Source organism: Hydrogenoanaerobacterium saccharovorans (assembly GCF_003814745.1).
Lineage (GTDB): Bacteria > Bacillota > Clostridia > Oscillospirales > Ruminococcaceae > Hydrogenoanaerobacterium > Hydrogenoanaerobacterium saccharovorans.
In genome coordinates this window covers 775010-797579 of record NZ_RKRD01000001.1, presented here as the reverse complement: position 1 = coordinate 797579, position 22570 = coordinate 775010, and the positions used below count along the sequence as shown (strand labels likewise).

18 protein-coding genes and 1 riboswitch are annotated in these 22570 nt (G+C 40.9%); of the genes, 11 read left to right on the top strand and 7 right to left on the bottom strand.

All coding sequences use genetic code 11. From position 1 onward, the window contains the following. The first annotated feature begins 172 nt into the window (after positions 1-172). The 3 genes from EDD70_RS03670 (at position 173) to EDD70_RS03660 (ending at position 2801) form a co-directional block, all read left to right on the top strand. Positions 173-871, top strand: coding sequence for a response regulator transcription factor (locus EDD70_RS03670; RefSeq protein WP_092752907.1), 699 nt, complete (start codon positions 173-175; stop codon positions 869-871). Continuing rightward, positions 858-2309: a sensor histidine kinase gene (locus EDD70_RS03665; RefSeq protein ID WP_092752909.1), complete on the top strand. Its 1452-nt coding sequence runs from the start codon at positions 858-860 to the stop codon at positions 2307-2309. Before EDD70_RS03670 ends, EDD70_RS03665 begins: the two co-directional genes overlap by 14 nt. Positions 2310-2399: 90 nt before the next feature. Next, complete coding sequence (locus EDD70_RS03660) at positions 2400-2801, top strand: ferritin family protein (RefSeq protein ID WP_092752911.1); 402 nt, start codon at positions 2400-2402, stop codon at positions 2799-2801. Between the two features lie 43 nt (positions 2802-2844). Here the strand turns inward: EDD70_RS03660 and EDD70_RS03655 are convergent, their stop codons facing one another. The 3 genes from EDD70_RS03655 to EDD70_RS03645 form a co-directional block, all read right to left on the bottom strand. After that, positions 2845-5370: a cation-translocating P-type ATPase gene (locus tag EDD70_RS03655; protein WP_092752913.1), complete on the bottom strand. Its 2526-nt coding sequence runs from the start codon at positions 5368-5370 to the stop codon at positions 2845-2847. 131 nt (positions 5371-5501) lie between these two features. After that, a riboswitch (NiCo riboswitch) is annotated at positions 5502-5598 on the bottom strand. Positions 5599-5731: 133 nt separating this feature from the next. After that, positions 5732-7516: a methyl-accepting chemotaxis protein gene (locus tag EDD70_RS03650; RefSeq protein ID WP_162840825.1), complete on the bottom strand. Its 1785-nt coding sequence runs from the start codon at positions 7514-7516 to the stop codon at positions 5732-5734. 14 nt (positions 7517-7530) lie between these two features. Continuing rightward, complete coding sequence (locus EDD70_RS03645) at positions 7531-8055, bottom strand: chemotaxis protein CheW (RefSeq protein WP_242943093.1); 525 nt, start codon at positions 8053-8055, stop codon at positions 7531-7533. Between the two features lie 691 nt (positions 8056-8746). On the opposite strand from EDD70_RS03645, the gene speD reads away from it, so the two are divergent. The 8 genes from speD to EDD70_RS03605 all read left to right on the top strand — a co-directional run bounded on the left by speD (position 8747) and on the right by EDD70_RS03605 (position 17507). After that, positions 8747-9514: an adenosylmethionine decarboxylase gene (gene speD, locus EDD70_RS03640; protein ID WP_092752917.1), complete on the top strand. Its 768-nt coding sequence runs from the start codon at positions 8747-8749 to the stop codon at positions 9512-9514. Between the two features lie 86 nt (positions 9515-9600). After that, a complete protein-coding gene (locus EDD70_RS03635) occupies positions 9601-11022 on the top strand; it encodes an aminotransferase class I/II-fold pyridoxal phosphate-dependent enzyme (RefSeq protein ID WP_092754579.1) in 1422 nt (473 codons plus the stop codon). 4 nt (positions 11023-11026) lie between these two features. Next, a complete protein-coding gene (gene speE / locus EDD70_RS03630; RefSeq protein ID WP_092752919.1) occupies positions 11027-11878 on the top strand; it encodes a polyamine aminopropyltransferase in 852 nt (283 codons plus the stop codon). Beyond that, entirely contained in the window at positions 11868-12728 is an 861-nt protein-coding gene (speB, locus tag EDD70_RS03625) for an agmatinase (RefSeq protein WP_162840826.1), read from the top strand. Before speE ends, speB begins: the two co-directional genes overlap by 11 nt. Before the next feature lie 20 nt (positions 12729-12748). Then, on the top strand, positions 12749-13948 hold the full coding sequence (locus tag EDD70_RS03620; RefSeq protein WP_092752923.1) for a saccharopine dehydrogenase family protein: 1200 nt from the start codon (positions 12749-12751) through the stop codon (positions 13946-13948). 2 nt (positions 13949-13950) lie between these two features. After that, the gene (nspC, locus tag EDD70_RS03615; RefSeq protein WP_205408588.1) at positions 13951-15087 is read left to right on the top strand and encodes a carboxynorspermidine decarboxylase; all 1137 of its coding nucleotides are present in this window, start codon (positions 13951-13953) and stop codon (positions 15085-15087) included. Positions 15088-15228: 141 nt separating this feature from the next. After that, on the top strand, positions 15229-15939 hold the full coding sequence (locus EDD70_RS03610; RefSeq protein ID WP_092752925.1) for an ABC transporter ATP-binding protein: 711 nt from the start codon (positions 15229-15231) through the stop codon (positions 15937-15939). Further along, positions 15936-17507, top strand: a complete 1572-nt coding sequence (locus EDD70_RS03605) for a putative ABC exporter domain-containing protein (RefSeq protein WP_092752927.1) — start codon at positions 15936-15938, stop codon at positions 17505-17507. The genes EDD70_RS03610 and EDD70_RS03605 overlap by 4 nt, the downstream gene beginning before the upstream one ends. A 134-nt stretch (positions 17508-17641) precedes the next feature. Here the strand turns inward: EDD70_RS03605 and EDD70_RS03600 are convergent, their stop codons facing one another. The 4 genes from EDD70_RS03600 to EDD70_RS03585 all read right to left on the bottom strand — a co-directional run bounded on the left by EDD70_RS03600 (position 17642) and on the right by EDD70_RS03585 (position 22517). Further along, positions 17642-18688: an ROK family protein gene (locus EDD70_RS03600; RefSeq protein WP_092752929.1), complete on the bottom strand. Its 1047-nt coding sequence runs from the start codon at positions 18686-18688 to the stop codon at positions 17642-17644. Positions 18689-19225: 537 nt separating this feature from the next. After that, a complete protein-coding gene (locus tag EDD70_RS03595; RefSeq protein WP_092752931.1) occupies positions 19226-19654 on the bottom strand; it encodes an RNHCP domain-containing protein in 429 nt (142 codons plus the stop codon). A gap of 311 nt (positions 19655-19965) precedes the next feature. Next, positions 19966-20496 (bottom strand): GNAT family N-acetyltransferase, encoded by a 531-nt coding sequence (locus tag EDD70_RS03590; RefSeq protein ID WP_092752933.1) that lies wholly within the window; start codon positions 20494-20496, stop codon positions 19966-19968. Between the two features lie 605 nt (positions 20497-21101). Next, positions 21102-22517 carry a hypothetical protein gene (locus tag EDD70_RS03585; RefSeq protein ID WP_092752935.1) on the bottom strand — a complete coding sequence of 472 codons (1416 nt, stop codon included), beginning with the start codon at positions 22515-22517 and terminating at the stop codon, positions 21102-21104. Between the last annotated feature and the right edge of the window lie 53 nt (positions 22518-22570).

The window sequence follows — 22570 nt, the reverse complement described above, 5'->3', positions numbered from 1 at the left end:
TCCTGATTCTTTTGTTTGTTTTGTGGTGTGCCCTTATAATACCGAAGGATTGTGGCAAAATTATGTTTCTAGTGATACAAAGTTAAGGTATTTATGCTTATAAAAACATAGTTTTGTCATAACATACCGTTATAATAGATTCAAGAAATATAAACTTGATGAGGTGATACCTATGTCAACCATCTTGATTGCAGACGACAACAAACAAATCACATCTATTTTGCAGGAGTACGCAAAAAAAGAGGGGTATTCGCCTGTTACAGCGTACGACGGTGCCGACGTATTATTAAAATTTGAGCAAAACAAACCCGATGTTATTTTGCTGGATGTGATGATGCCCAAAATGGATGGCTTTGAGGTTTGCAGAGAAATACGAAAAATTTCAACCGTGCCCATTATTATGATAACCGCACGAGGTGAAGATTTTGAAAAAATAATGGGGCTTGATATCGGTGCAGACGATTATATTGTAAAGCCCTTTTCGCCGTCTGAGGTTATGGCAAGGGTGCGCGCTATTCTTCGCAGAATCAACCGCGAAGAAGCAAATCCTGCTCAAATTTTTGAATTTGACAATCTTAAAATCAACCTTGATGAATATTCCGCCTGTGTAAACAACGAAGATATCTTGCTTACAAAAAAAGAAATTGAGCTGTTATGGACGCTTGCCACCAATAAAAACAAGGTGTTTTCGAGAGACAATTTGCTTAATGCTCTTTGGGGGTACGATTATTTCGGCGATAACCGCACCGTGGATTCTCATATCAAACGGCTTCGTGCAAAACTGGATGTACAAGAGCACCCCTCTTGGGAAATTAAAACCATTTGGGGCGTAGGATATAAATTTGAGGTAAAAAACGATGTTCAAAAATAAAATTGCGCTGAAGCTTACAGCCTATTTTGCCGCCTGTCTGGTAGTTTTTTCTGTGATAATCAGCGGCATATTTATGGTACTGTTTCGCAATCACATTATTGAAATACAAAAAAACGACATGCAGCAAAGGGCAGTAAGCATTGCCGAAAAATTATCGGAGTTTATCGCCAATGGTCAAACCTCGGGGCACGGCATGGGTATGGGTATGGGGATGGGCGGTTTCGGTGCATATCTTACATTTTTAGATGAAATTGCTATGACGGACATATGGGTGATTGATGAAAACCACAATTTAATTACCACGGGGCGACGCTACGGCAACGGGCTTACTTACAAAGATTTGCCCGCAAATGCAGATGTTGTTATCGATGAAGTTTTTAGTGGCAAAACCGCTTTCAGTGAGAATTTCAGCGAACTTTTGCAAGCACCCACCCTTACAGTAGGTACACCCATAAAATACGGCACTAACGTGATTGGCGTAGTTTTGCTCCACTCGCCTGTAGAAGGCACCAACACCGCCGTAAAACAAGGGTTAGCCACCCTGGGCATTAGTATAACGGCGGCACTGTTTATAGCGGTGCTGCTTGCTGTAGCTTTTTCCGTTACATTTACCAAGCCGCTTAATAAGATGAAAAATACCGCCTTACGCCTTGCACAGGGCGATTACAAAGTGAAAAACCAGATACACCAGAACGATGAAATCGGCGAGCTTGCCGATACAATGGATGTACTCACCGACCGTTTGGATGAAGCCAGCAGGCAAAGCCAAAAACTTGAACAGATGCGGCGCGATTTTATAGCCAACATTTCGCACGAACTGCGAACCCCCGTTACGGTAATGCGCGGTTCTTTAGAGGCTTTGGTGGATGAGGTGGTAACTGAGCCTGAACAGATAAAAGATTACCACCGGCAGATGCTGGGAGAATCGGTTTATTTACAGCGCCTTGTGGGCGACCTGCTTGATTTATCACGTTTGCAAAACAACGATTTTGAAATAGAAATGCAAGAAATCAACTTTTGCGATATTGTAGATGACGCTGTAAGAAGTGCCCAACACATTGCCGCACGAAAAAACGTAAACCTTAAACTGCAAAAAATGCCAACACTTTGTGCTTTTTACGGTGACTATGCAAGGCTGCGGCAAATGCTGTTGGTTGTGCTGGATAACGCCATCAAATTTTCTCCTGAACAGGGTACAGTTGAAGTTACATTGAACGAGCAAATCTTAACCATTCGCGATTGCGGCTCGGGCATTGCACAAGATATTTTGCCTTATATTTTTGACCGTTTTTACAAGTCTCGTTCCGAGCAGAACAAAACCGGTACAGGGCTTGGGCTTGCCATTGCAAAACAAATTGCCGAACGGCACCGTATAAAACTTACTGCACAAAATGCCCAAGGCGGCGGGGCTTGTTTCCAGTTTGTCCTAAGCGAATAAAATTAAGATTCTGCCACTGGCAGTAACTCCCCCTTTGTATATGTCATATATTATCATGTTGGCAAAAGAGTACTTAAGGGGGGGATTTTATTGGAAATAACTGTACCGCAAAAACTACAAATGTACATTAGTGCAGAGCTCAGCGATGCCGCGCTTTACCGCGAACTTTCAAAAATTGCACCAAGCGAAACCGCGCGCCAGCTTTTGATGGAGTTTGCTGAAGACGAGCAGGCGCACGCCGAAGAGTTTAAGCGCATCTACCGTGCGCTAGCAGGCCGCAGCTACAACCCATCGATGCAGCCGGTTGTTTTACATGGTTCGTATCGCGATATTTTAAGAGAACGGGTTTTGGATGAAAGCGGAGATTTTCGTAAATACGGCGAGCAATATCTGCAAACAACGCAAAACAATGTCCTTAAAAATGCATATTATCGTGCAAGAACCGACGAGAATGTGCACGCACTCAGGTTGCTTTACCTTTTAAATCAGTAGCAAAAAAACGGTCAAGATAAAATTTATCTTAACCGTTTTTTGTTTATTTCTTTTTTATTATTTTCTTTACAAGTTTTACTGCCTCGTACCAATATACAGACACTGCTGATAGTACAGCAGCCATTACAAATTGTGTACCGCTAAGCGGTGTAAGCTTTAAAAAAGTGCTGAACGGCGTATATAAAATCAAAAGTAAACCGCCAAAAGTTACAATATTTACCGCCCACATTACCTTGTCTTTTGCCAGCTGAAACAAAGACTGCAAGGCAAAATCGCAGTTGGAACTGTTTACCTGCACCAAAAAGAGATTGGCAAGAATAATAATGGTAAGCCCCATTGTTCTTGCAAGCGGTGCATTGCCGCTGCTCTGTTTTAAGAATACCAAATACGTTCCAAAAGCGGCAGCAAAAATAACAATCCCTTGCAAAACACTTTTAATAAGCGTTGCTGCGGTCAAAATCTTTTCATTTGGGTTTCGTGGTTTACGATGCATAATATCATGCTCGGCAGGCTGACGCTCCAGTACAATGGAGCAAGTGGGATCAATGATCAACTCCAATAACACTACATGAAGGGGCAGCAGTAAAAGGTTTGCAGGGCTGATACCGAGAAACGGTGCAAGCAGCGATGCCAGCGCAATGGGTATATGGATGGTAAACACATAACCCACTGCTTTTCTAATATTGTCATAAATTCTTCTGCCATCTCGAACAGTATCTACTATGGTAGAAAAGTTGTCATCCATTAAAATAAGGTCTGCCGCTTCGCGAGAGACTTCTGAACCTCGTTTGCCCATCGCTATACCAATATCTGCATATTTTAGGGCAGGCGCATCATTTACGCCGTCCCCTGTCATAGCAACTATTTCGCCATTTTCTTGAAATGCCCTCACAATGCGCATTTTATGTTCCGGCACAACGCGTGAGAAAATACTCACGTGCTCTATTCTCTTGCGCAGTTCTTCGTCACTCATTTGGTTTAGCTCATCGCCTGATATAATGCTGTCGCTGTTGGGCATACCAATCTGCTTGGCAATGCTGCTTGCGGTAACTCCGTTGTCGCCCGTTATCATAACAACGCGTATCCCCGCCTTAATACACTGCTGAATATCCTGCTTTACCGATTGCCGCGGCGGGTCGGCTAAACCGACAAGCCCACAAAGCGTAAGCTTGCAATCGGTAATTTTATCGGGAATCTCTGTTATACTTTTCGGGTTCATCCTACCAACGGCAATCACGCGCAGCCCCTGCTGCGATAACTCCAGTATTTTATCCTCTGCTTGTATTTTCTCTTCGGCATCTAAATCGCAGAGTGTCAAAATACGCTCGGGCGAGCCTTTGGCTGCAACAATAATTTCACCGTCGTGCTGCCATACATGCCCCATCATTTTAAGTTCATTGGTAAAAGAATATTCGGCAAGCAGCTGCCCGCTTAGCAAATGCTCTTTGGTAATACCCACGGTTTCGCAGTAATTAAGCATTGCTTTTTCCATTGGGTCGTAAGCATCGGCTTCGCAGCCAAGCCCCATGATTTCGCAAAGAGTATCGGAGTCACCGTCAACTGCCCATGTTTCGCGCACCGTCATTTGGTTCATCGTGATTGTACCTGTTTTGTCCACGCACAGCACCGAAACTGCACCCAACGTCTCCACAGATGGGAGTTTGCGAACAAGCGAGTGTTTTTTTGCCAGACGCCATGCGCCCATCGATAAAAACACCGTTAAAATCACAGGGAATTCTTCCGGTATCATTGCCATGGCAAGGGTAATACCGGATAGAATGCTTTCTATCAATCTGCTGCCAAACGCGTGGTCGCGTATATTGAAATAGGTAATAACGCCAACTAAAGCAAACAGCACCGCTGCAATCACGGCACAAAGCTTTACCAGCTTACGGGTTTGTTTTTGAAGCGGTGTTGGAGTTTCGGGTGCTGCGGCTACATTTTTACCGATTTTGCCATATTCGGTGGATGCGCCGATTTTATCTACCAAAATACATGCACTGCCTTGCGTTACCAAGGTACCTGCGTAGCAGTAATCTTTTCTCCAATAATCCAAAGACGGCTCTTCCTCGTCTGGCGTCACTTTCCAAACACCCTCCGGTTCCCCTGTCAAAGATGATTCATCTACACATAAATCGTTTGCTTTGAGCACCGTCCCGTCCGCAGGGATTTTCACCCCCTCGGCAATCAGCATCAGGTCGCCCGGTACCAAATCTTTACTGGGGATAACCGTTTCTTTTCCATCGCGCAGTACCTTAACATGCGGTGCAGAAAGATCTTTTAATGCATTTAAAGTTTTGTCTGTTTTCCATTCTTGAATAACATCAATGCTGATAACACCAAAAACAAAAACCAGCATGATTGCACCATCACGCGGCTCGCCTAAAATAAAATAAATCAGTGCTGCAAAAATAAGCAGTAAAAACATTGGCTCACAAACAACATGCAGTGTCTTTTTAAAAAAGCTTTGCTTTTTTTCTTGCGTCAGCTCGTTTTTACCATACTTCTCCTGTAGTTTTTTTGCTTGCTCACTCGTCAAACCATTTGGAACTGTTTTTTGTTCTGTCATAGTAAGTTACCTCCGTTGCGCTTTTCAGCGGATTAAAGATAGCTCTATGCCACTCCATCATATTTTCTTCGGGGATTTCCCTTTCAGCCTATGTTCCAAAATGTATAAAAAAATACACCCATGGAACATATCACTGTCCCACAGATGTGAAATCAAATTCAATCTGCTGCCGTTGCCGGCCCAGCCCCACGAACCTTATCGGTTCATCGCCTGCTCAGTTTGTACTGTAGATTTGTATGCAGTGCAAAGAGATTCTTTTAATATTAATATATGCCAAAGGGTTTGTCAAGTTTACAGTTATGATACACAAAATAAAACAGCCAAACTCGTGTTGTTCGAATTTGGCTGTTCATGTTGTATTTTAATATTTGCTTAGTATCAAATTGGCATTTGTATCAAGACCAAAATCTGTATCGAAATCATCCGAAGGCAACTCAGATTCTTCATCGGTGTCATCTTCTGCAACATCTTGCAGTTTAAATTTACCCACCAGCTGTTTTAACATCTGAGCCTGTCCGCTGAGTTCTTCACTTGCCGCTGCACTTTCTTCTGCCGTAGCAGAGTTTGTTTGTACAACATTCGAAATCTGCTCGATGCCTTGTGTTACTTGGTTAACCGCAACAGATTGTTCGTTGGTAGCTTTCGTAATCTCGCTAACCAAATCTGTTGTTTGCTTTGTGCTTACTACAATACTATTCAACGATTTTGCTGTGCGATCGGCAATTTTTCTGCCGTTTTCAACCGCTTGGATAGAACTTTCTATAAGAGTTGTGGTGTTTTTAGCAGCTTCAGCACTTTTTCCTGCAAGGTTACGAACCTCGTCTGCTACAACAGCAAAGCCTTTGCCCGCAGCACCGGCTCTGGCTGCCTCAACAGCCGCATTCAGCGCAAGAATATTGGTTTGAAATGCAATATCGTCAATTGTTTTGATAATCTTACTGATTTGATTGGATGTATCGGTAATCTCCTGCATCGCCTTGATCATCTGCTGCATTTGCTCATTGCCGCTCTCAACCTCTTTGGATGACTCTGTTGAAATCTTATTTGCATTTGCTGCATTACCGGCATTTTGCTTGATTTGAGCCGAAATTTCATTGATGGTTGCAGAAAGCTCCTCAATAGAACTTGCCTGCTCGGTAGCACCCTGCGACAATGCTTGAGCGCCGCCAGACACCTGTTCTGAGCCGCTTGCCACTTGGTCGGATGCCTGATTAATCTGGCTCATTGCATCGTTGAGCGAAACAACAATTTCGTTGATGGAATTTTCCAGCGGAATCAAATCGCCTTTATACTCTCTTGTAACCTTGGTAGTTAAGTTGCCCTGTGCAATCTCGCCCAAATGGTACGATACATCCGCAATGGCATCGTTGAGACTGGTAACAAATTTTTGCAGCGAATTAAGCATAACACCGGTTTCGTCTTTGGTTTTAGCCTCCGCTACAACAGTATGGAAGTCGCCCTCTGAAAGCAGTACAAGCCTGTCTGCACAAGCCTTAATGGGTTTTGAGATGGAACGGGATAAATAAAGCGCAAGTACAATCGAGAGTAAAAACGATGCTCCAATCACTGCTACAATGATTACTAATGCAGCTTTGGATTGTCGAGACAAATCTGCCGCAACCTTATCGCCCGAACTTGCTTTTAATTCACGCAGCGTGTCTGCTGCATCCACACAATCGTTTAAATACGGTAAAGCCTCTGTTTTCAGCGCCTTCAGTGCTTCGTCATCTTTATTTACAAGCCCGAGCTGTACTACTTTTCCGCACTTTTCATTGTACAGAGGCAGGCTTTTATCTATTTTCGCAATCAGAGCAAGCTCATCTGGCGTTGTGCAGAACTGTCTCATAATCTCCAGCAATTCTGCTGTTTTTGCTTTGATTGAATCAAGTTCTTTAATGCTTTTGTCAAGTTCGGCATTTTCTTTTGAAAAGATAATATCACGGACAACCCCGCCGCCCCGGTTCAAATATGTATTAAATGCGCCAATATCGCCTTGAGAAAATCCATTGAATGTAAGGGTATTTTTATATTCTGAATCCATTCTGTTCAGCAATACCATCCCTACCAAACCTGCCATGCTTGATACAATTGCCATGGTAATAAAAACAAGCATCAGCCGCTTGCCTATTTTCAAGTTTTTTAACATTTTACACTCTCCCATCATATTTTTGATAAAGTTTTACCTGTGTCTTGGTATATTACTTTACCGTTGTTTAAAAGCAGTATTACTTTATTTTCTGCCTTTGCAACTCCCATTAAATAGCCATTTATTAAATCCGACGAAATATCTGGCGGAGGTGATATATTTTCTTCCCCTATTTTAATAACTGAATCCACGGCATCCACAATAAAACCTGCATACTTGTTTTGAATAGCGGTTATAACAATACAAGTACGTTCGTTATACTCTTGTTCGGGTTTATGAAACCGCAGCCGAATATCAATAACGGGAATAATATTTCCGCGCAAATTAATAATCCCCTTTGCATATGCAGGGAACTGCGGAACGGGAGTAATTTTTTGTATACCCACAATTTGTATTACTTCTGCTATTGGTATACCAAACAGTTGATTTTCTGACCAAAAGGTTAGATATCTTCCATCCATTTCATCCGATACATCTGTGTTCTCGCTTGCCTGTTGCCAATTGGCAGTATTGCTCATAGCATTTTGTTTCTCATCCATCTGTTTCACCATCCTTTATTAAAAAGTCTGTATCAGCTATAGATAAAATTTGTTATCTGCAAAATCTGCTGTGATGCTAACCGAATAATCCTTGTATCGAGCAACAATTTCAAAATGAGACCTTTTGTATTATATATCGTCAAATATCCGAAATAGTTTAGAAAAAGGTTGGACACAATTTAAAATTGTAGAAAAATTTTACAATTTTAAGTTGCATTAAAAAACCTATTGACAATTATTAATTTTTAGTATAAAATTCAAAACGGTTTCATTGGATAAATGGAGTCTTTCAGTTTATACTTTTCTTAGACTAAGCAAATTTTTTGACCATTTCCTTTGTGCAGCAGATGCATAAAGAAATTAAGGCCATACGGACAGCCGGGTCAAATGCCGATCGGCAACTTAGTTGCCTTATTGATTGAGTTAAAAGCTCAAATTTTATAAGTTGGTTACTTATAACCATGTGTATTTCTACACACCCCACTTGTGAAACGGTCAATAAGAGTAGTAAAAGTATTCTTGCTATATAGACTCTAATCTCTATCTAATTGAATAAATAAAATGATTTTTTAATCAGTAATAAATAAAACAGATTAGTAGAAAACGAACTCAAGTGATTTGTGGTAGTAATACCTCTATTTCACTTGAGTTTTTTTACTATTATTTTGAAAAAGAAAGAGGCTGTTTTGCAATGGATAATAAATTAAAGCTTTACGGTTTTAACAATCTTACAAAGTCGCTTAGTTTTAATATCTATGACATTTGCTATGCTAAAAGCGAACGCGAACAGCGGGATTACATCGCATATATCGATGAACAGTATAATTCAGAGCGTTTGACCAATATTTTATATTGTGTAACCGAAATGATTGGTGCCCATGTACTGAATGTTTCTAAACAGGATTATGAGCCTCAGGGTGCCAGTGTTACTTTTTTAATCGCCGAAGAAAGTATGATTCCCTCTTGTATCGAACCCGAGACGGTGGTTGCCCACTTAGACAAAAGCCATGTTACCGTGCATACTTATCCCGAATTTCACCCCGGCACCAGCATTGCCACCTTCCGCGTTGATATTGACGTGGCAACCTGCGGTGAAATCACACCGCTAAAAACCCTTGATTATTTGATTGGCAGCTTTGATTCTGACATTATCACCATGGATTACCGTGTAAGAGGCTTTACCCGCGATATAGACGGGAAAAAGCTGTTTATGGACCACAAAATAGCATCGATACAGGACTATATCGATAATGCTACTTTACAGCGCTACGACGCAATTGATATCAATGTATACCAATCCAATCTGTTCCATACCAAAATGCTGATTAAGGATGTAGATTTGCAGAACTACCTGTTTAATACCGATGTTTATGAGCTGCCGCCAAAAACCAGGCTGCAAATTAACAACAACCTGCGGCAAGAGATGATTGAAATATTCAGCGGAAGCAATGTTTATTGATTTTTTCAAATTAGTATGCACTATGCGCCTGAAACAAGGAGGAAAACAAATTGACAGAAAAACAATCTCAGCATCGTGCCCCCATTATGGAAGCTCTGATTGAATTTAAAAAAATGCGTGTTGTTCCGTTCGATGTACCGGGGCATAAAAGAGGCAAAGGCAACAAAGAACTCACCGATTTTTTAGGCGAACGCTGTATGTCGTTGGATGTAAACGCGATGAAGCCGCTGGATAATCTTTGCCATCCCGTATCTGTTATTTACGAGGCAGAGCAGCTTGCGGCAGAGGCGTTCGGTGCAGCAAATGCGTTTTTCATGGTGAATGGTACAACCTCTGCTGTACAAACTATGATTATGTCTGTTTGCAAACGCGGCGACAAAGTAATTTTGCCGCGCAATGTACATCGCAGTGCCATCAATGCCCTGATTTTATGCGGTGCAATCCCTGTTTACGTAAACCCCGAAGTCAATCATCGTTTGGGCATATCGCTTGGCATGCGTTTATCCGAAGTGGAAAAAGCCATTTTACAAAACCCCGATGCCAAAGCAGTTTTTATCAACAACCCCACCTACTACGGTATCTGCTCCAATTTAAAGGCAATTACAGAGTTGGCACATCGGCACAACATGCAGGTTTTGGTGGACGAGGCACACGGTACACATTTTTACTTTGGTAAAAATCTGCCGTTGTCTGCTATGGCAGCAGGTGCAGATATGTCATCGGTGAGCATGCATAAGTCGGGCGGCTCGCTCACCCAAAGTTCTTTTTTACTTACCGGCAAAAATAGCAATGCCAGTTATGTACGGCAAATTATCAACCTGACGCAAACCACCAGTGGCTCTTACCTGTTGCTCTCCAGCCTCGATATCTCACGCAAAAAGCTTGCACTGGAGGGCGAAGAGATTTTTGCAAAGGTAGTGCAGATGTCGCAGTACGCGCGCGACGAAATCAATAAAATCGGTGATTTTTACGCATACAGCAAAGAGCTGATTAACGGCGACACGGTGTTTGATTTTGATACCACAAAACTTTCTATCAACACCTTTGATGTTGGGCTTGCAGGTATTGAGGTGTACGATATTTTAAGGGATGAGTATGATATCCAAATTGAATTCGGCGATATTGGAAATATTCTTGCGTACATCTCCGTTGGTGACCGTCAACAGGATTTAGAGCGTTTGGTCAGCGCTTTATCGGAAATAAGGCGGCGCTATAAACGCGACAAGGGCGGTATGCTGCGGCACGAGTACATCAACCCCTTGGTTGCAGTGGCACCGCAGGAGGCTTTTTACGCGCCGAAAAAGTCTGTCCCGCTTAGCCAAAGTGTGGGGCAGGTTTGCAGCGAATCGGTGATGTGTTACCCGCCGGGAATTCCCATCTTAGCACCCGGCGAACAGATTACCAGTGAAATAGTGGAATACATTTTATACGCAAAAGAAAAAGGCTGTTTTTTAACCGGCACCGAGGATATGGAGGTAAACCATATCAATGTAATAAGCAAGGAGTGATTGTATGCAGCTATGGTATTCGGAAAGACATACCCAAAATGTTAAATTTTCCATCAAGGTAGACAAGCAGCTATTTTCGGGACAAAGCGATTTTCAGCGCATTGATGTTTTCGACTCCAAAGAATTCGGACGTTTTTTAACTTTAGACGGTTATATGATGCTGACCGAAAAAGATGAATTTATATACCACGAAATGATTGTACATGTGCCCATGGCGGTTCACCCTTGTGCAAAAAAAGTTTTGGTAATTGGTGCAGGAGACGGCGGAGTTATTCGTGAATTGGTTCAGTACCAGCAAATAGAGCACATTGATTTGGTAGAGATTGATGAGCTTGTGGTAGAGGTTTGCAAAAAATATCTGCCGCAAACATCGTGCTGCTTTGGTGATGAACGGGTGCATATCTATTATCAAGACGGGCTTAAATACATCCGCAGTTACGAAAACGAGTACGACCTCATCATTGTAGATTCTACCGACCCGTTCGGTCCCGGCGAAGGGCTGTTTACCAAAGAGTTTTACGGCAACTGTTTTAAGGCACTGAAAGAAGACGGCATTATGGTAAACCAGCATGAAAGCCCGTTTTACGATGAGGATGCTATTGCTATGCAAAGGGCGCATAAACGAATTGTCGAGTCGTTCCCTATCAGCAGGGTTTACCAGGCGCACATACCTACTTACCCATCCGGGCACTGGCTGTTCGGTTTTGCATCTAAAAAATATCATCCGCTTAAAGATTTAAACGAAATCAAATGGAACATGCTTGGGCTGAAAACAAAATATTACAATACTCGCCTGCATTTAGGTTCGTTTGCACTACCCAATTATGTAGAGGAGTTGCTGCGCGATGTTGAATAGAAATGTAGAAACATTTATCGGTTGCGATAAGGAATATGATGAATCGAAACTGGTGCTTTTCGGTGCACCGTTCGATTCTACCACCTCTTTTCGCCCCGGCACACGTTTTGCCAGTAAAGTAATGCGTTCCGAATCTTTTGGGCTTGAAACTTACAGCCCCTATCAGGATTTGGATTTAGAAGATACTGCTGTTTTTGACGGCGGAGATTTGGAGCTTTGCTTTGGTGATACACAAAAAGCTTTAAAAGAGATTGAAACCTTTGCAAAACAGATTTTAGATGACAACAAGCTGCCTGTTATGATTGGCGGCGAACATTTAGTAACTCTTGGGGCAGTAAGGGCGGTATTTCAAAAATACCCCAACTTACATATCCTGCACTTTGATGCACACGCCGATTTGCGTGAGGATTATTTGGGTGCAACCCTTTCGCACGCAACGGTACTGCACAGAGTTTGGGATTTGGTTGGCGATAACAAGATATTTCAGTTCGGTATCCGTTCGGGAGAAAAAAGCGAGTTCTTATGGGCAAAAGACCATGTATGTATGCAAAAATTTAATTTTAACGGGCTTCACGATGTTGTTAAACAACTGGAGGGAAAACCTGTGTACTTCACACTGGATTTAGACGTTTTAGACCCTTCCATCTTCCCCGGAACGGGCACGCCCGAAGCAGGCGGTGTAAGCTTTATGCAGCTGATTGATGCGATACAAACCATCAGCAAACTGCAAATCGTAGGGTGCGATATCAATGAGCTTTCGCCTGTTTACGACCAAAGCGGTGTATCAACAGCCGTTGCCAACAAGGTTTTAAGAGAACTCATCTTATCCATTGACAACAATTTAAAATAAAACGAAGGAGGATTATTGATATGGGAAAAGCTCTAATTATCGGCTGCGGAGGAGTAGCCAGCGTTACCATTCATAAATGCTGCCAAAACAGCGAAGTTTTTGAGGAGATTTGCATTGCAAGCCGTACCAAAGCAAAGTGCGATGCATTAAAGGCAAAGCTTGACGGAGGAAAGACAAAAATCAGCACCGCACAGGTAAATGCAGATAACGTTAACGAACTGGTTGCTTTGATTGAAAATTTTAAACCCGATGTGGTAATCAATCTGGCACTGCCCTATCAGGATTTGACCATTATGGACGCTTGCCTGGCGACCAAAACCAATTATGTAGATACCGCAAACTACGAGCCTTTGGACACTGCAAAGTTTGAGTACAAGTGGCAGTGGGCATACCGCGAGCGCTTTGAAAAAGCAGGTATCACAGCGCTTTTGGGCAGCGGATTTGACCCGGGCGTAACCGGTGTATTCTCCGCCTACGCACAAAAACATTATTTTGATGAAATCCACTACATCGATATTTTAGACGCAAATGCAGGCGACCACGGCTACCCCTTTGCAACCAACTTTAACCCTGAAATTAACATCCGCGAGGTTACTGCAAACGGCAGCTACTGGGAAAATGGCAAATGGGTTGAAACCGAGCCGATGGAAATAAAACGCGTATACAACTTCCCCCAAATAGGCGAAAAAGATATGTATCTACTGCACCACGAGGAATTGGAATCGCTGGCACTTAATATTAATGGCATCAAAAGAATTCGTTTCTTTATGACTTTTGGGCAAAGCTACCTCACCCATCTAAAATGCCTCGAAAATGTTGGCATGACCTCCATTGAACCCATTGAATACGAGGGCAAACAAATCGTACCTCTGCAGTTCCTCAAGGCTGTTCTGCCCGACCCTGCCACCCTCGGCCCCAGAACCAAAGGCAAAACCAACATCGGCTGCATCTTCCAAGGGATCAAGGACGGCAAGCCAAGAACTTACTATATCTATAATGTGTGCGACCATCAGGAGTGTTACCGCGAGGTAGAGTCGCAGGCTATCTCTTACACCACAGGCGTACCTGCTATGATTGGCGCTATGCTGCTGATGAATAAAACCTGGAACAAACCGGGCGTTTACAATATTGAAGAGTTCGACCCAGACCCGTTTATGGATGCACTAAACCAATGGGGGCTGCCTTGGCAAGAAAGCTTTGAGCCTGAACTGGTGGATTAAGCATGATGTTACAGTTTGATATTGATGCGGTGCAAACCCCTTATTATGTGGTGGATGAAAGGCTGCTGATAAAAAATTTAGAGGTTTTAAAAAGTGTGATGGACAGAACGGGATGCCGTATTCTGCTTGCACAAAAAGCCTTTTCGATGTTTTCGCTTTACCCGCTGATCGGTAAATATCTCAGCGGGGCTACTGCGAGCGGACTTTTAGAAGCTAAACTTGGGTATGAAAAAATGGGCAAAGAAAACCATATCTTTTCCCCCGCTTACACCGAAAGTGAATTTGATGAAATCTTGCAAATCTGCGACCACATCCTATTCAACTCTTTTCACCAGTGGGCAAAGTTTAAAGCCAAAGCACTTGCGAACGGCAAAAGCTGCGGTATACGCATCAACCCCGAATGCTCCACGCAAGAACACGGCATTTATGACCCTTGCTCCAGCGGGTCGCGCTTGGGCGTAACCCTCAAAAACTTTCGCCCCGATTTACTGGACGGAATCAAAGGGCTGCATTTTCACACCTTGTGCGAGCAAAATTCGGATGCTCTGGTAACCACACTGAATGCCGTTGAAAAGAATTTTGGTGAGTATCTTTACCAAATGGATTGGGTAAACTTTGGCGGAGGGCACCACATTACACGCCAAGATTACGACATTGAAACTTTGGTTGCCTGCATCAACCGAATAAAACAAAAATATGATGTAGAGGTATACCTCGAACCCGGCGAAGCGGTTGCCTTAAACACCGGCTTTTTGGTATCCACTGTATTGGATCTTGTGGACAACGGCATCCAAATTGCCATTATGGATACCTCTGCTGCATGCCATATGCCCGACGTTTTGGAAATGCCGTACCGCCCCAATATCATTCACTCTGGTTTGGCAGGCGAAAAAGCATATACCTACCGTTTGGGCGGGCCCACTTGCCTTGCAGGTGATATTATAGGCGATTATTCGTTTCATACTCCCTTGAAAATAGGCGATAAGCTCATCTTTTGTGATATGGCACACTATTCTATGGTAAAAAACAATACTTTTAACGGCATGAATTTACCGTCCATTGCAAAAATAAACAGCAGCGGGCAGGTTGAGATTGTACGCACATTTGGATATGAAGACTTTAAAAATCGGTTGTCATAAGGCAGCCGATTTTAATTTTACATTAATTTACAATTGTATAAAATGTTTGTAAATCTTTTTTTATATTGTATCATTTGTACAGCAATTGCGTTAATATATTAATATATCTTAATTTGTTCATATATAGGAATGAGGATTACAATGTTTGAAGTAAATCATGTAACAAAACGTTACGGTAAAGTAATTGCCAACAATGATGTGCATTTTCGTGTAAATGATAGTGAAATAGCCGTACTGATGGGACCGAACGGTGCAGGCAAATCCACTATCATTAAATGTATAGCAGGGCTGCTGCGTTTCGATGGTGAAATCACGATTTGCGGTTCCCCCAATAAATCGCTTGAAGCAAAGAAGAATCTGGGCTATATTCCTGAAATGCCCGCCGTATACGATATGTTAACGGTAGGCGAACACATGGAGTTTATTGCACGTGCTTACCGCCTTGAGAATTGGGAGCAAGACGCCGAACTTCTTTTAAAGCGTTTTGAGCTGGACGATAAAAAGGACAAGCTGGGTAAAGAACTCTCGAAGGGTATGCAGCAAAAGGTTAGCATTTGCTGTGCCGTACTGCACAAACCCCGTGTGCTCATATTTGATGAACCTATGGTCGGCCTCGACCCACATGCCATCAAACAATTAAAATTGCTGTTTAGCGAGCTAAAAAACGAGGGATGCTCGGTGCTTATCAGCACACATATGATCGACAGCGTAGAAGATTACTGGGATGTTGCACACATTATGATGAACGGTTCTTTCGCAGCGACCAAGCACAACCATTCTGACGATGAAAACGAAAAATCGCTGGAAGATTTGTTCTTTGAAATTACCGAGCGGAAGGATGACGCACAATGAAGAGTCTCATCTACCTAACGCTCACAACACTTAAAAACAGAATTATCGATTTAAAAAGGCACCCCTCCAAACTGATACTAACGCTGTTTGTGGTAGTTATGCTAGGGTTTGTAGTTGTAACTTCATTAATATTCCCGCCTGAAGCAGGCGAAACCTACCGCCCTGTTGCAGAACTGTATGCAATAATTCTTGCGTTATATATGTCTGTGTTTGGTTTAGGGGCAATGCAGGGGCTTAGTTCTGGTGCAAGCTTTTTTTCTATGGCAGATGTACACTTTGTTTTTCCTGCACCCATTTCATCGCGACGTGTTTTGCTGTACGGGCTTGTTAAACAGATGAGTACCTCACTTTATGTTGGCTTTTTTCTGCTGTTCCAGTTCTCATGGCTTCATCAGAGCTATGGCATTTCGTTTGGTACACTGCTGTTGATTCTTTTAGGGTATTGTTTCTGTATGTTTACTTCGCAGCTTACAGCAATGTCCGTTTACGTTTTTACCAGCCATAACGAGCTCAAGCAAAACCTTGTACGCGGATGTTTCTATGCTGTTTACGGGTTATTTGCCCTTTATTTGATTTTACCTGCATTTCAAAATAAAGATAATATTTTAGGTGCTGTAACAGGTGCAGCCAATACCCCTATTGCCGCACTTCTGCCCGTAGCAGGCTGGCTGAAAGCTGCTGTAACAGGCTGCCTTACAGGCAACTGGATGACAACAGCGCTCGGTCTGTCTGCAACACTGTTGTTTGGGCTTGCTCTGATTTTTGCCATAGCCAAAGCGCGCGGAGATTTTTATGAAGACGTTTTACAGGCTACCGAGGTATCTTTTTCTGCCATTACCGCAAAAAAAGAAGGCAACTTAGAAGGTATGACACCCAAAAACGTAAAGGTTGGCAAGCAAGGCATTGGCAAAGGCTTTGGCGCTAGCGCTTTTTTCTATAAACATATGCTCGAAAACCGCCGTTCTCGCTTCTTAATGATTGATAAAACAAGCCTTATCCTTGCCGGCGTTGTGATTGGTTTTTCTTATTTTATGAAAGAAGATGGGTTGTTACCCGTGCTGTTGTTCAGCACATATATGCAAATCTTCGGAATTGCTACCGGACGCTGGGTACGTGAACTGTTGTTGCCCTATGTATACCTTACCCCCGAACCCCCGTTTATAAAACTGCTGTATTTATGCCTAGAGGGAGTATGCAAAATTGTAGTGGAAGCGGTATTATTATTTATTCCTGTAGGTATTATTTTAAGCCTTACTCCTGTTGAAATTATAGCATGTATTTTAATGCGCATCGGCTTTGGGCTGTTGTTGCTCACAGGCAACATTTTAATCGAACGCATATTCGGTTCAATAATTAATAAAGTAATCATCATGTTGCTGTATTTCTTTGTTTTATTTATTATTTGTATTCCCGGTGTTATAATTGGGTTTGTTTTAAATGCAGCATTGGGAAATTCGGGTCTCATCATCCCTCTGGTTGCCACTTTTGTATGGAATGCACTTTGGTCTTTGTTGATTGTATTTCTTTGCCGAAATATTTTAAATTATGCCGAACTGAACAACCGTTGATATTAGATGATTGTTTCGTACACCTGTTAATTTTATTAAGATACTGAATAAGTATAAAAAAAGAGCAGCTGCTTTTTAGCAGCTGCTCTTTTTAATCTCATCATAAATTTGCTTTGTACTTTTATGGGTTCAGATTAATTATGTGTTTTCGCGCCCTTTTCTACTATGTTTTGGGCGTTGACTTGTAGTAAATTTGTTTCATCAATTCTGCTAAGCTTTTTTAGCCTTTGGCTTGCATAAAAAGCTGCGCCCAGCATGCCTGAAGTATCTCCTAATGCCGATGTTACAATAGAACAATTTTCTTGCGAAATTTGCAGAGCATGTTTTTTTACAATTTCTCTTGTACGCTTTAATAACCTTCCACCCGCAGCCGCCATTCCTCCGCCAACTATAATTATTTCGGGATTATATAGGTTAATTACATTTACAAGGCCAAAACCTAAAATTTCGCCTGTTTCTGTTAAAGTATCAATAGCAACCTTATCTCCTTTATCAAAAGCATCCGATACCATTTTCGCAGTAATCTTATCGTAATCTCCATCTACCCACTCAAACAAAATACTGTTTTCGCCGTGGTTTAACTTATCTTTTAGCGTACGCAGCATACCTATTGCAGATACATATCTGCCCAAACATCCCGAACTTCCACAACGACATGGGCGACCTGAACGGTACATATTCATATGTCCTATTTCTCCCGCACTTCCAGTACATCCATATAAAACATGCCCATCCATAACTATGCCGGAACCCAAACCCGTTCCTAACGTTAGCAGCACAACATTTCTCTTTCCTTTGCCTGCCCCAAAATACCATTCTCCGTACAGATTTACCCTAACGTCGTTATCAATAAAGGTGGGGATTTGCAGTTGTTTTTCAAACCACGCCGATACAAAAACATTCTCCCAATTTATAAAATTAGGCGAAAATTTTGATATTCCGCGGTCAATATCCAATAAGCCTGGCACGCCTATTGCTATTGCTGCAACATCGTCCTTTGGAATGTTTGCGGATGATAATAGCTCCTTTACATTATCGAGCATCCTTTGCAACACAATATCTGAGCCTTTATCTGCATTTGTTGCAGTTCGGTTTTCACCTAATTTTTCAAAAGTGCTTGTAAATAATGCAGACTTTATATTTGTACCGCCTAAATCCGCCCCGATATAATAACTTTTCATAGCAAAATCACCTTCTGTTACAACATCTATATCATTTTATAAAGCTATAGCCGTTGCTGTTTTGTCTTTTTTTCCTCAATTTCCTAATTAAAGCATAATAAAACAACTTTATCCATTTTATCATACTTTAGCCCTAAAATCACGGTTAATATATAATCTTTCTTATTTTTACTCTGCGACATTTGCCTATCATTTGTACTGTTCTTATTCAACTTTTAGCTGTGTAATTTCTGTGTATTCGCTGCTGTTTTATGCTCTAAAAAAGTAATCGCATATTGTTAGAAAACCACTTAGAATGGTTGTGCAGTTAACGGTTTTAGTGTATTTTATTTTCAATATCTATTCAGAATTTTTAGTAGATAATGACAAAAGCCCTCACACTCCATAAGAAGTGTAAGGGCTTACTGAACCTATATTTTTTGTTATCACAATTTGAAAAGCCGAGGATTCGAACTTGTCATGGAAAGAGAATTTCTCCTTTTGCGGAGATGCCCATGTTGTTTATCTTACGCAATTGAGGCAAGGTGTTCATCATTGCTATTTTTGCATACTGCCGTCTCCGCCCATTAAGCCTACCATTTCCTCTATACGTTCCAACGGAAAGGGCGGTTCACACAGCGGCTTCATAGCAATGCTCATAAGCTTCATCGGGTTATCGTCTGCCGCAACACGGTTAGAAGAAAGAATTCCACATCGGCGGCAACGGTGAATAACCGCCCATTCGCCGCCTTTACGCACCCAAACAGCTACAGGCTCCATAATTCCGCCGCAATCAGATTCGCGATCTCCAGGGTTAATATCTACATGCAAACTTGAAAGGCAGTTGGGGCAGTGGTTACGATGATCACTCCCTGCCCCTGCAGGAAAAACCTGCCGTCCGCAGACTTTACAGGTAAAAACGTCGTTACATGCATGTGTTTTGTAATAGCCTTTTTCATATTGCTTCCGTTTGTTCTCACGGTTCATTGAATATATCCTCCAAAAAGTAAGTTATCTTCCTTTTGGGAGGAATGCGTTATTTATTTTTCGCAACCCTCCCGGATTGCTACTATTTCAAAATAATTAATCTTATTCAAAAGTATTTTCCCCTTTCTTGCACCATTTTTGGGTAATCTCAATCTAGTTTGCTCCACCAAGCGCCGATAATCCTTGGCTGTGCGGTAATTATACCACAAAAAATATCCTATAGTAAAGAGTTTCTTATATTATCGGATTTATGCAAGCTATGTTAAATTCGCATACCATTTGATTTTAGAGCTAGGATTGCCACTTTATGCTTATAATCTACATTCAAGCTGACAATCGCAAGGCTCTTTTTCTACATGCTCCTTGCTATATTCTTCTGCTTCCACACATCCCATTGCACGATAAAACGCCTGACTTTCAATAGCAGAATGTGCTGATATGTATAGCTTTTGTGCACCGTGTTTTTTTGCATAAGCTTTCGCTCTTTGAAACAATTCTTTTCCAATACCTTTTCCTCGCAAATCCTGAGAAACATGAATGTTGGATAAATCCATATATTGATTATGCTTTCCAAATAGCGTTGCTTCAATAGAAGCAAATCCTTTTAATTTTCCATCTACAAATGCACCTACCACCAACCCATTTGTTGTAATTGTATTTTTCAAATACTCATTCAATTCTTCATATTCCTGTTCCGCCCAATCGTCAACAAAAGCAATATCCTTTATAAGCCACTCACCATCTACTTTTCTAAAGCATTTGGTGACATTCTGCCTTCTTTGGAAATTAGAAAACAGTTCTGGGTTAATTTCATCTAAGTATAGTTCTCGGTATATCATCATTTTGTCTAACTCCCATTATATAAATTATCTTACTTCAGTCTAGCACAGAGAAAAGAAAAAGTCATGTACGAGTTCCTTTGGGTACAAGAGACTGGATTTGAACCTAATGGTAATCAAACTGCTAGTACTCAAACAAATTAAGATTTATCATTTTACTGTGTAGTTTCTGTGTAATCAATGCTGTGTTTATATGGTTTTAATGTCCTTTTACTCCATATAAATACAGCGCATAAATATAAGAAAAACCGCTTAGAATAGCTGTTTAAGCCAAATTCTAAGCGGTATCTTTTTGGTGGACGTAATTGTGTCATATCCGAACACGTTGACGTTGTTGTGTTCTTTCATAAAGGATTGCTGGTTATGGTGTCAAAAATATAAATACCAAAAAATCTAGAGAGGCGTTTCAGGCTTAAATTTAATAAGAGTATAATATCAATATAATACGAAACCAACAGATTATTTTTACTCTTATGTTCACTTCTGCAAGAGAGTGATTCAAACTTTTTTAGTATAGCATTTTTGCGTTGTAACCGTTACAATTGACCAATTTTTTATTGTTGATTATTCTATTTTACATTTTACCATTGGTATCTTTCTTTTATGGTTTAGACATTTGCATTAATTTTCTCCTCGACTATTTTTTGGAAATAACTTTGTAACTCAAATAACGCTTTTTCTGTTTCATTGAGTGATCTTAAACTAACCATGTTTGTTCTTCCATGAATGACATCATTTCTAAGAGAATCATTTTTACACATTGCAATTAATCTAACTAACTCTTTTTTTTGAGTATTTGTAATGATCAGTTTTCTAAAGAAGAAATCAATGTGTCCAAACAAAGAGGGCTCCATACCGTTGTACGGCTTTTCTTTTGATTTACTTGAATCATAGAAATTACATGAATCACATTTTGAAATTTTGCTTTTAGAAAAAGCTTCATACTCATCTATACAATCTGTGGTCTTTGCAAGTTCTCCACACCAGTGATAGATTAGCGCTTCTGAACATGAACAAAAAATCAAAAAGCTTTCGGTATAAAGCCCAGCAGAAATATTGTTTTTTGCTTGCTGGAATTGCATAACAAAGTGCTTGCTCCCATATACTTTCACAATTAGCTCATTAAGATGCTGTAAAGCCCCTTGTTGTGTCCAATCAACTTCAGGGGCATTTCCACCAACCCACTGTGCAGAAAAATCTGTAGCAATACATAAATTCAAAATTTCGTTATCGCTCATAAACTGAGTAACATCTATAGACATAATTTGTTCTGCACAAAAAAGCGGTCTAAACTTTCCCGGTGTAGCATTTGCAAGATACAGCAACATTGAATTTAACATAGGTAACGTTCTCAATGCATTTAAGTTCTTCTTGCGATTATCCCATGACGGGCCACTCCAAAACGAGTCTGCTTTTGTGTAACCAGATATTTTAAATTCAAACCAAGTGTATACATCAACATCACGCTTAAAATGTTTTACATCAAGACTAATGTAAGGAGTGCATTGTTTTAAATCAAATTCATACTCAAATGGTAATTCATAGGGGTATAGATACTTTACTTTGAAATAAGGAAACAACCCTTTTTTATAATCTTCATATATCTTTTTTCGTTTTAAGTAAAATTCACTTAACTTGCCATCGAAGTCTTTACATATTTCGATAAATGTAGTAATAATGTTTTCAATGTTTTTTATTATGTCAGTCTCTTGTAGTTTACATTCGTTATTATTAAATAAACAAAAGAGTAAGGAATCCAATGCAGCCTCAGCAATTGCAACACGATCCTGAGGCTGCCAAAATTCATCCATAAACGGTACTTCATTAATTATTTTATTGCACAATTCAAGATAATCAAAGTAATATCCAGCCATATAAGATGCTAACATTGTATACTTTAGCTCTAAAAGTTGAATAGGTGCCTCCTTTTTATGAGGTTTTATTTTTCTTATTTTTACACTATTAAGATATTTTTCCATAATATCATCATATTTTTTGGCGTTATACATTTCAACTATATTCACATTTACACCTCCAAGTTTCTACTCATACGCCTTGGCAGAAGTAGATTGCGTTG

Coding starts and splice junctions, on each gene's coding strand:
- EDD70_RS03670 (WP_092752907.1), top strand. CDS start 173: ATGTCAACCATCTTGATTGCAGACGACAACAAACAAATCACATCTATT.
- EDD70_RS03665 (WP_092752909.1), top strand. CDS start 858: ATGTTCAAAAATAAAATTGCGCTGAAGCTTACAGCCTATTTTGCCGCC.
- EDD70_RS03655 (WP_092752913.1), bottom strand. CDS start 5,370: ATGACAGAACAAAAAACAGTTCCAAATGGTTTGACGAGTGAGCAAGCA.
- EDD70_RS03650 (WP_162840825.1), bottom strand. CDS start 7,516: ATGTTAAAAAACTTGAAAATAGGCAAGCGGCTGATGCTTGTTTTTATT.
- EDD70_RS03645 (WP_242943093.1), bottom strand. CDS start 8,055: ATGGATGAGAAACAAAATGCTATGAGCAATACTGCCAATTGGCAACAG.
- speD (WP_092752917.1), top strand. CDS start 8,747: ATGGATAATAAATTAAAGCTTTACGGTTTTAACAATCTTACAAAGTCG.
- EDD70_RS03635 (WP_092754579.1), top strand. CDS start 9,601: ATGGAAGCTCTGATTGAATTTAAAAAAATGCGTGTTGTTCCGTTCGAT.
- speE (WP_092752919.1), top strand. CDS start 11,027: ATGCAGCTATGGTATTCGGAAAGACATACCCAAAATGTTAAATTTTCC.
- speB (WP_162840826.1), top strand. CDS start 11,868: ATGTTGAATAGAAATGTAGAAACATTTATCGGTTGCGATAAGGAATAT.
- EDD70_RS03620 (WP_092752923.1), top strand. CDS start 12,749: ATGGGAAAAGCTCTAATTATCGGCTGCGGAGGAGTAGCCAGCGTTACC.
- nspC (WP_205408588.1), top strand. CDS start 13,951: ATGATGTTACAGTTTGATATTGATGCGGTGCAAACCCCTTATTATGTG.
- EDD70_RS03610 (WP_092752925.1), top strand. CDS start 15,229: ATGTTTGAAGTAAATCATGTAACAAAACGTTACGGTAAAGTAATTGCC.
- EDD70_RS03605 (WP_092752927.1), top strand. CDS start 15,936: ATGAAGAGTCTCATCTACCTAACGCTCACAACACTTAAAAACAGAATT.
- EDD70_RS03600 (WP_092752929.1), bottom strand. CDS start 18,688: ATGAAAAGTTATTATATCGGGGCGGATTTAGGCGGTACAAATATAAAG.
- EDD70_RS03595 (WP_092752931.1), bottom strand. CDS start 19,654: ATGAACCGTGAGAACAAACGGAAGCAATATGAAAAAGGCTATTACAAA.
- EDD70_RS03590 (WP_092752933.1), bottom strand. CDS start 20,496: ATGATGATATACCGAGAACTATACTTAGATGAAATTAACCCAGAACTG.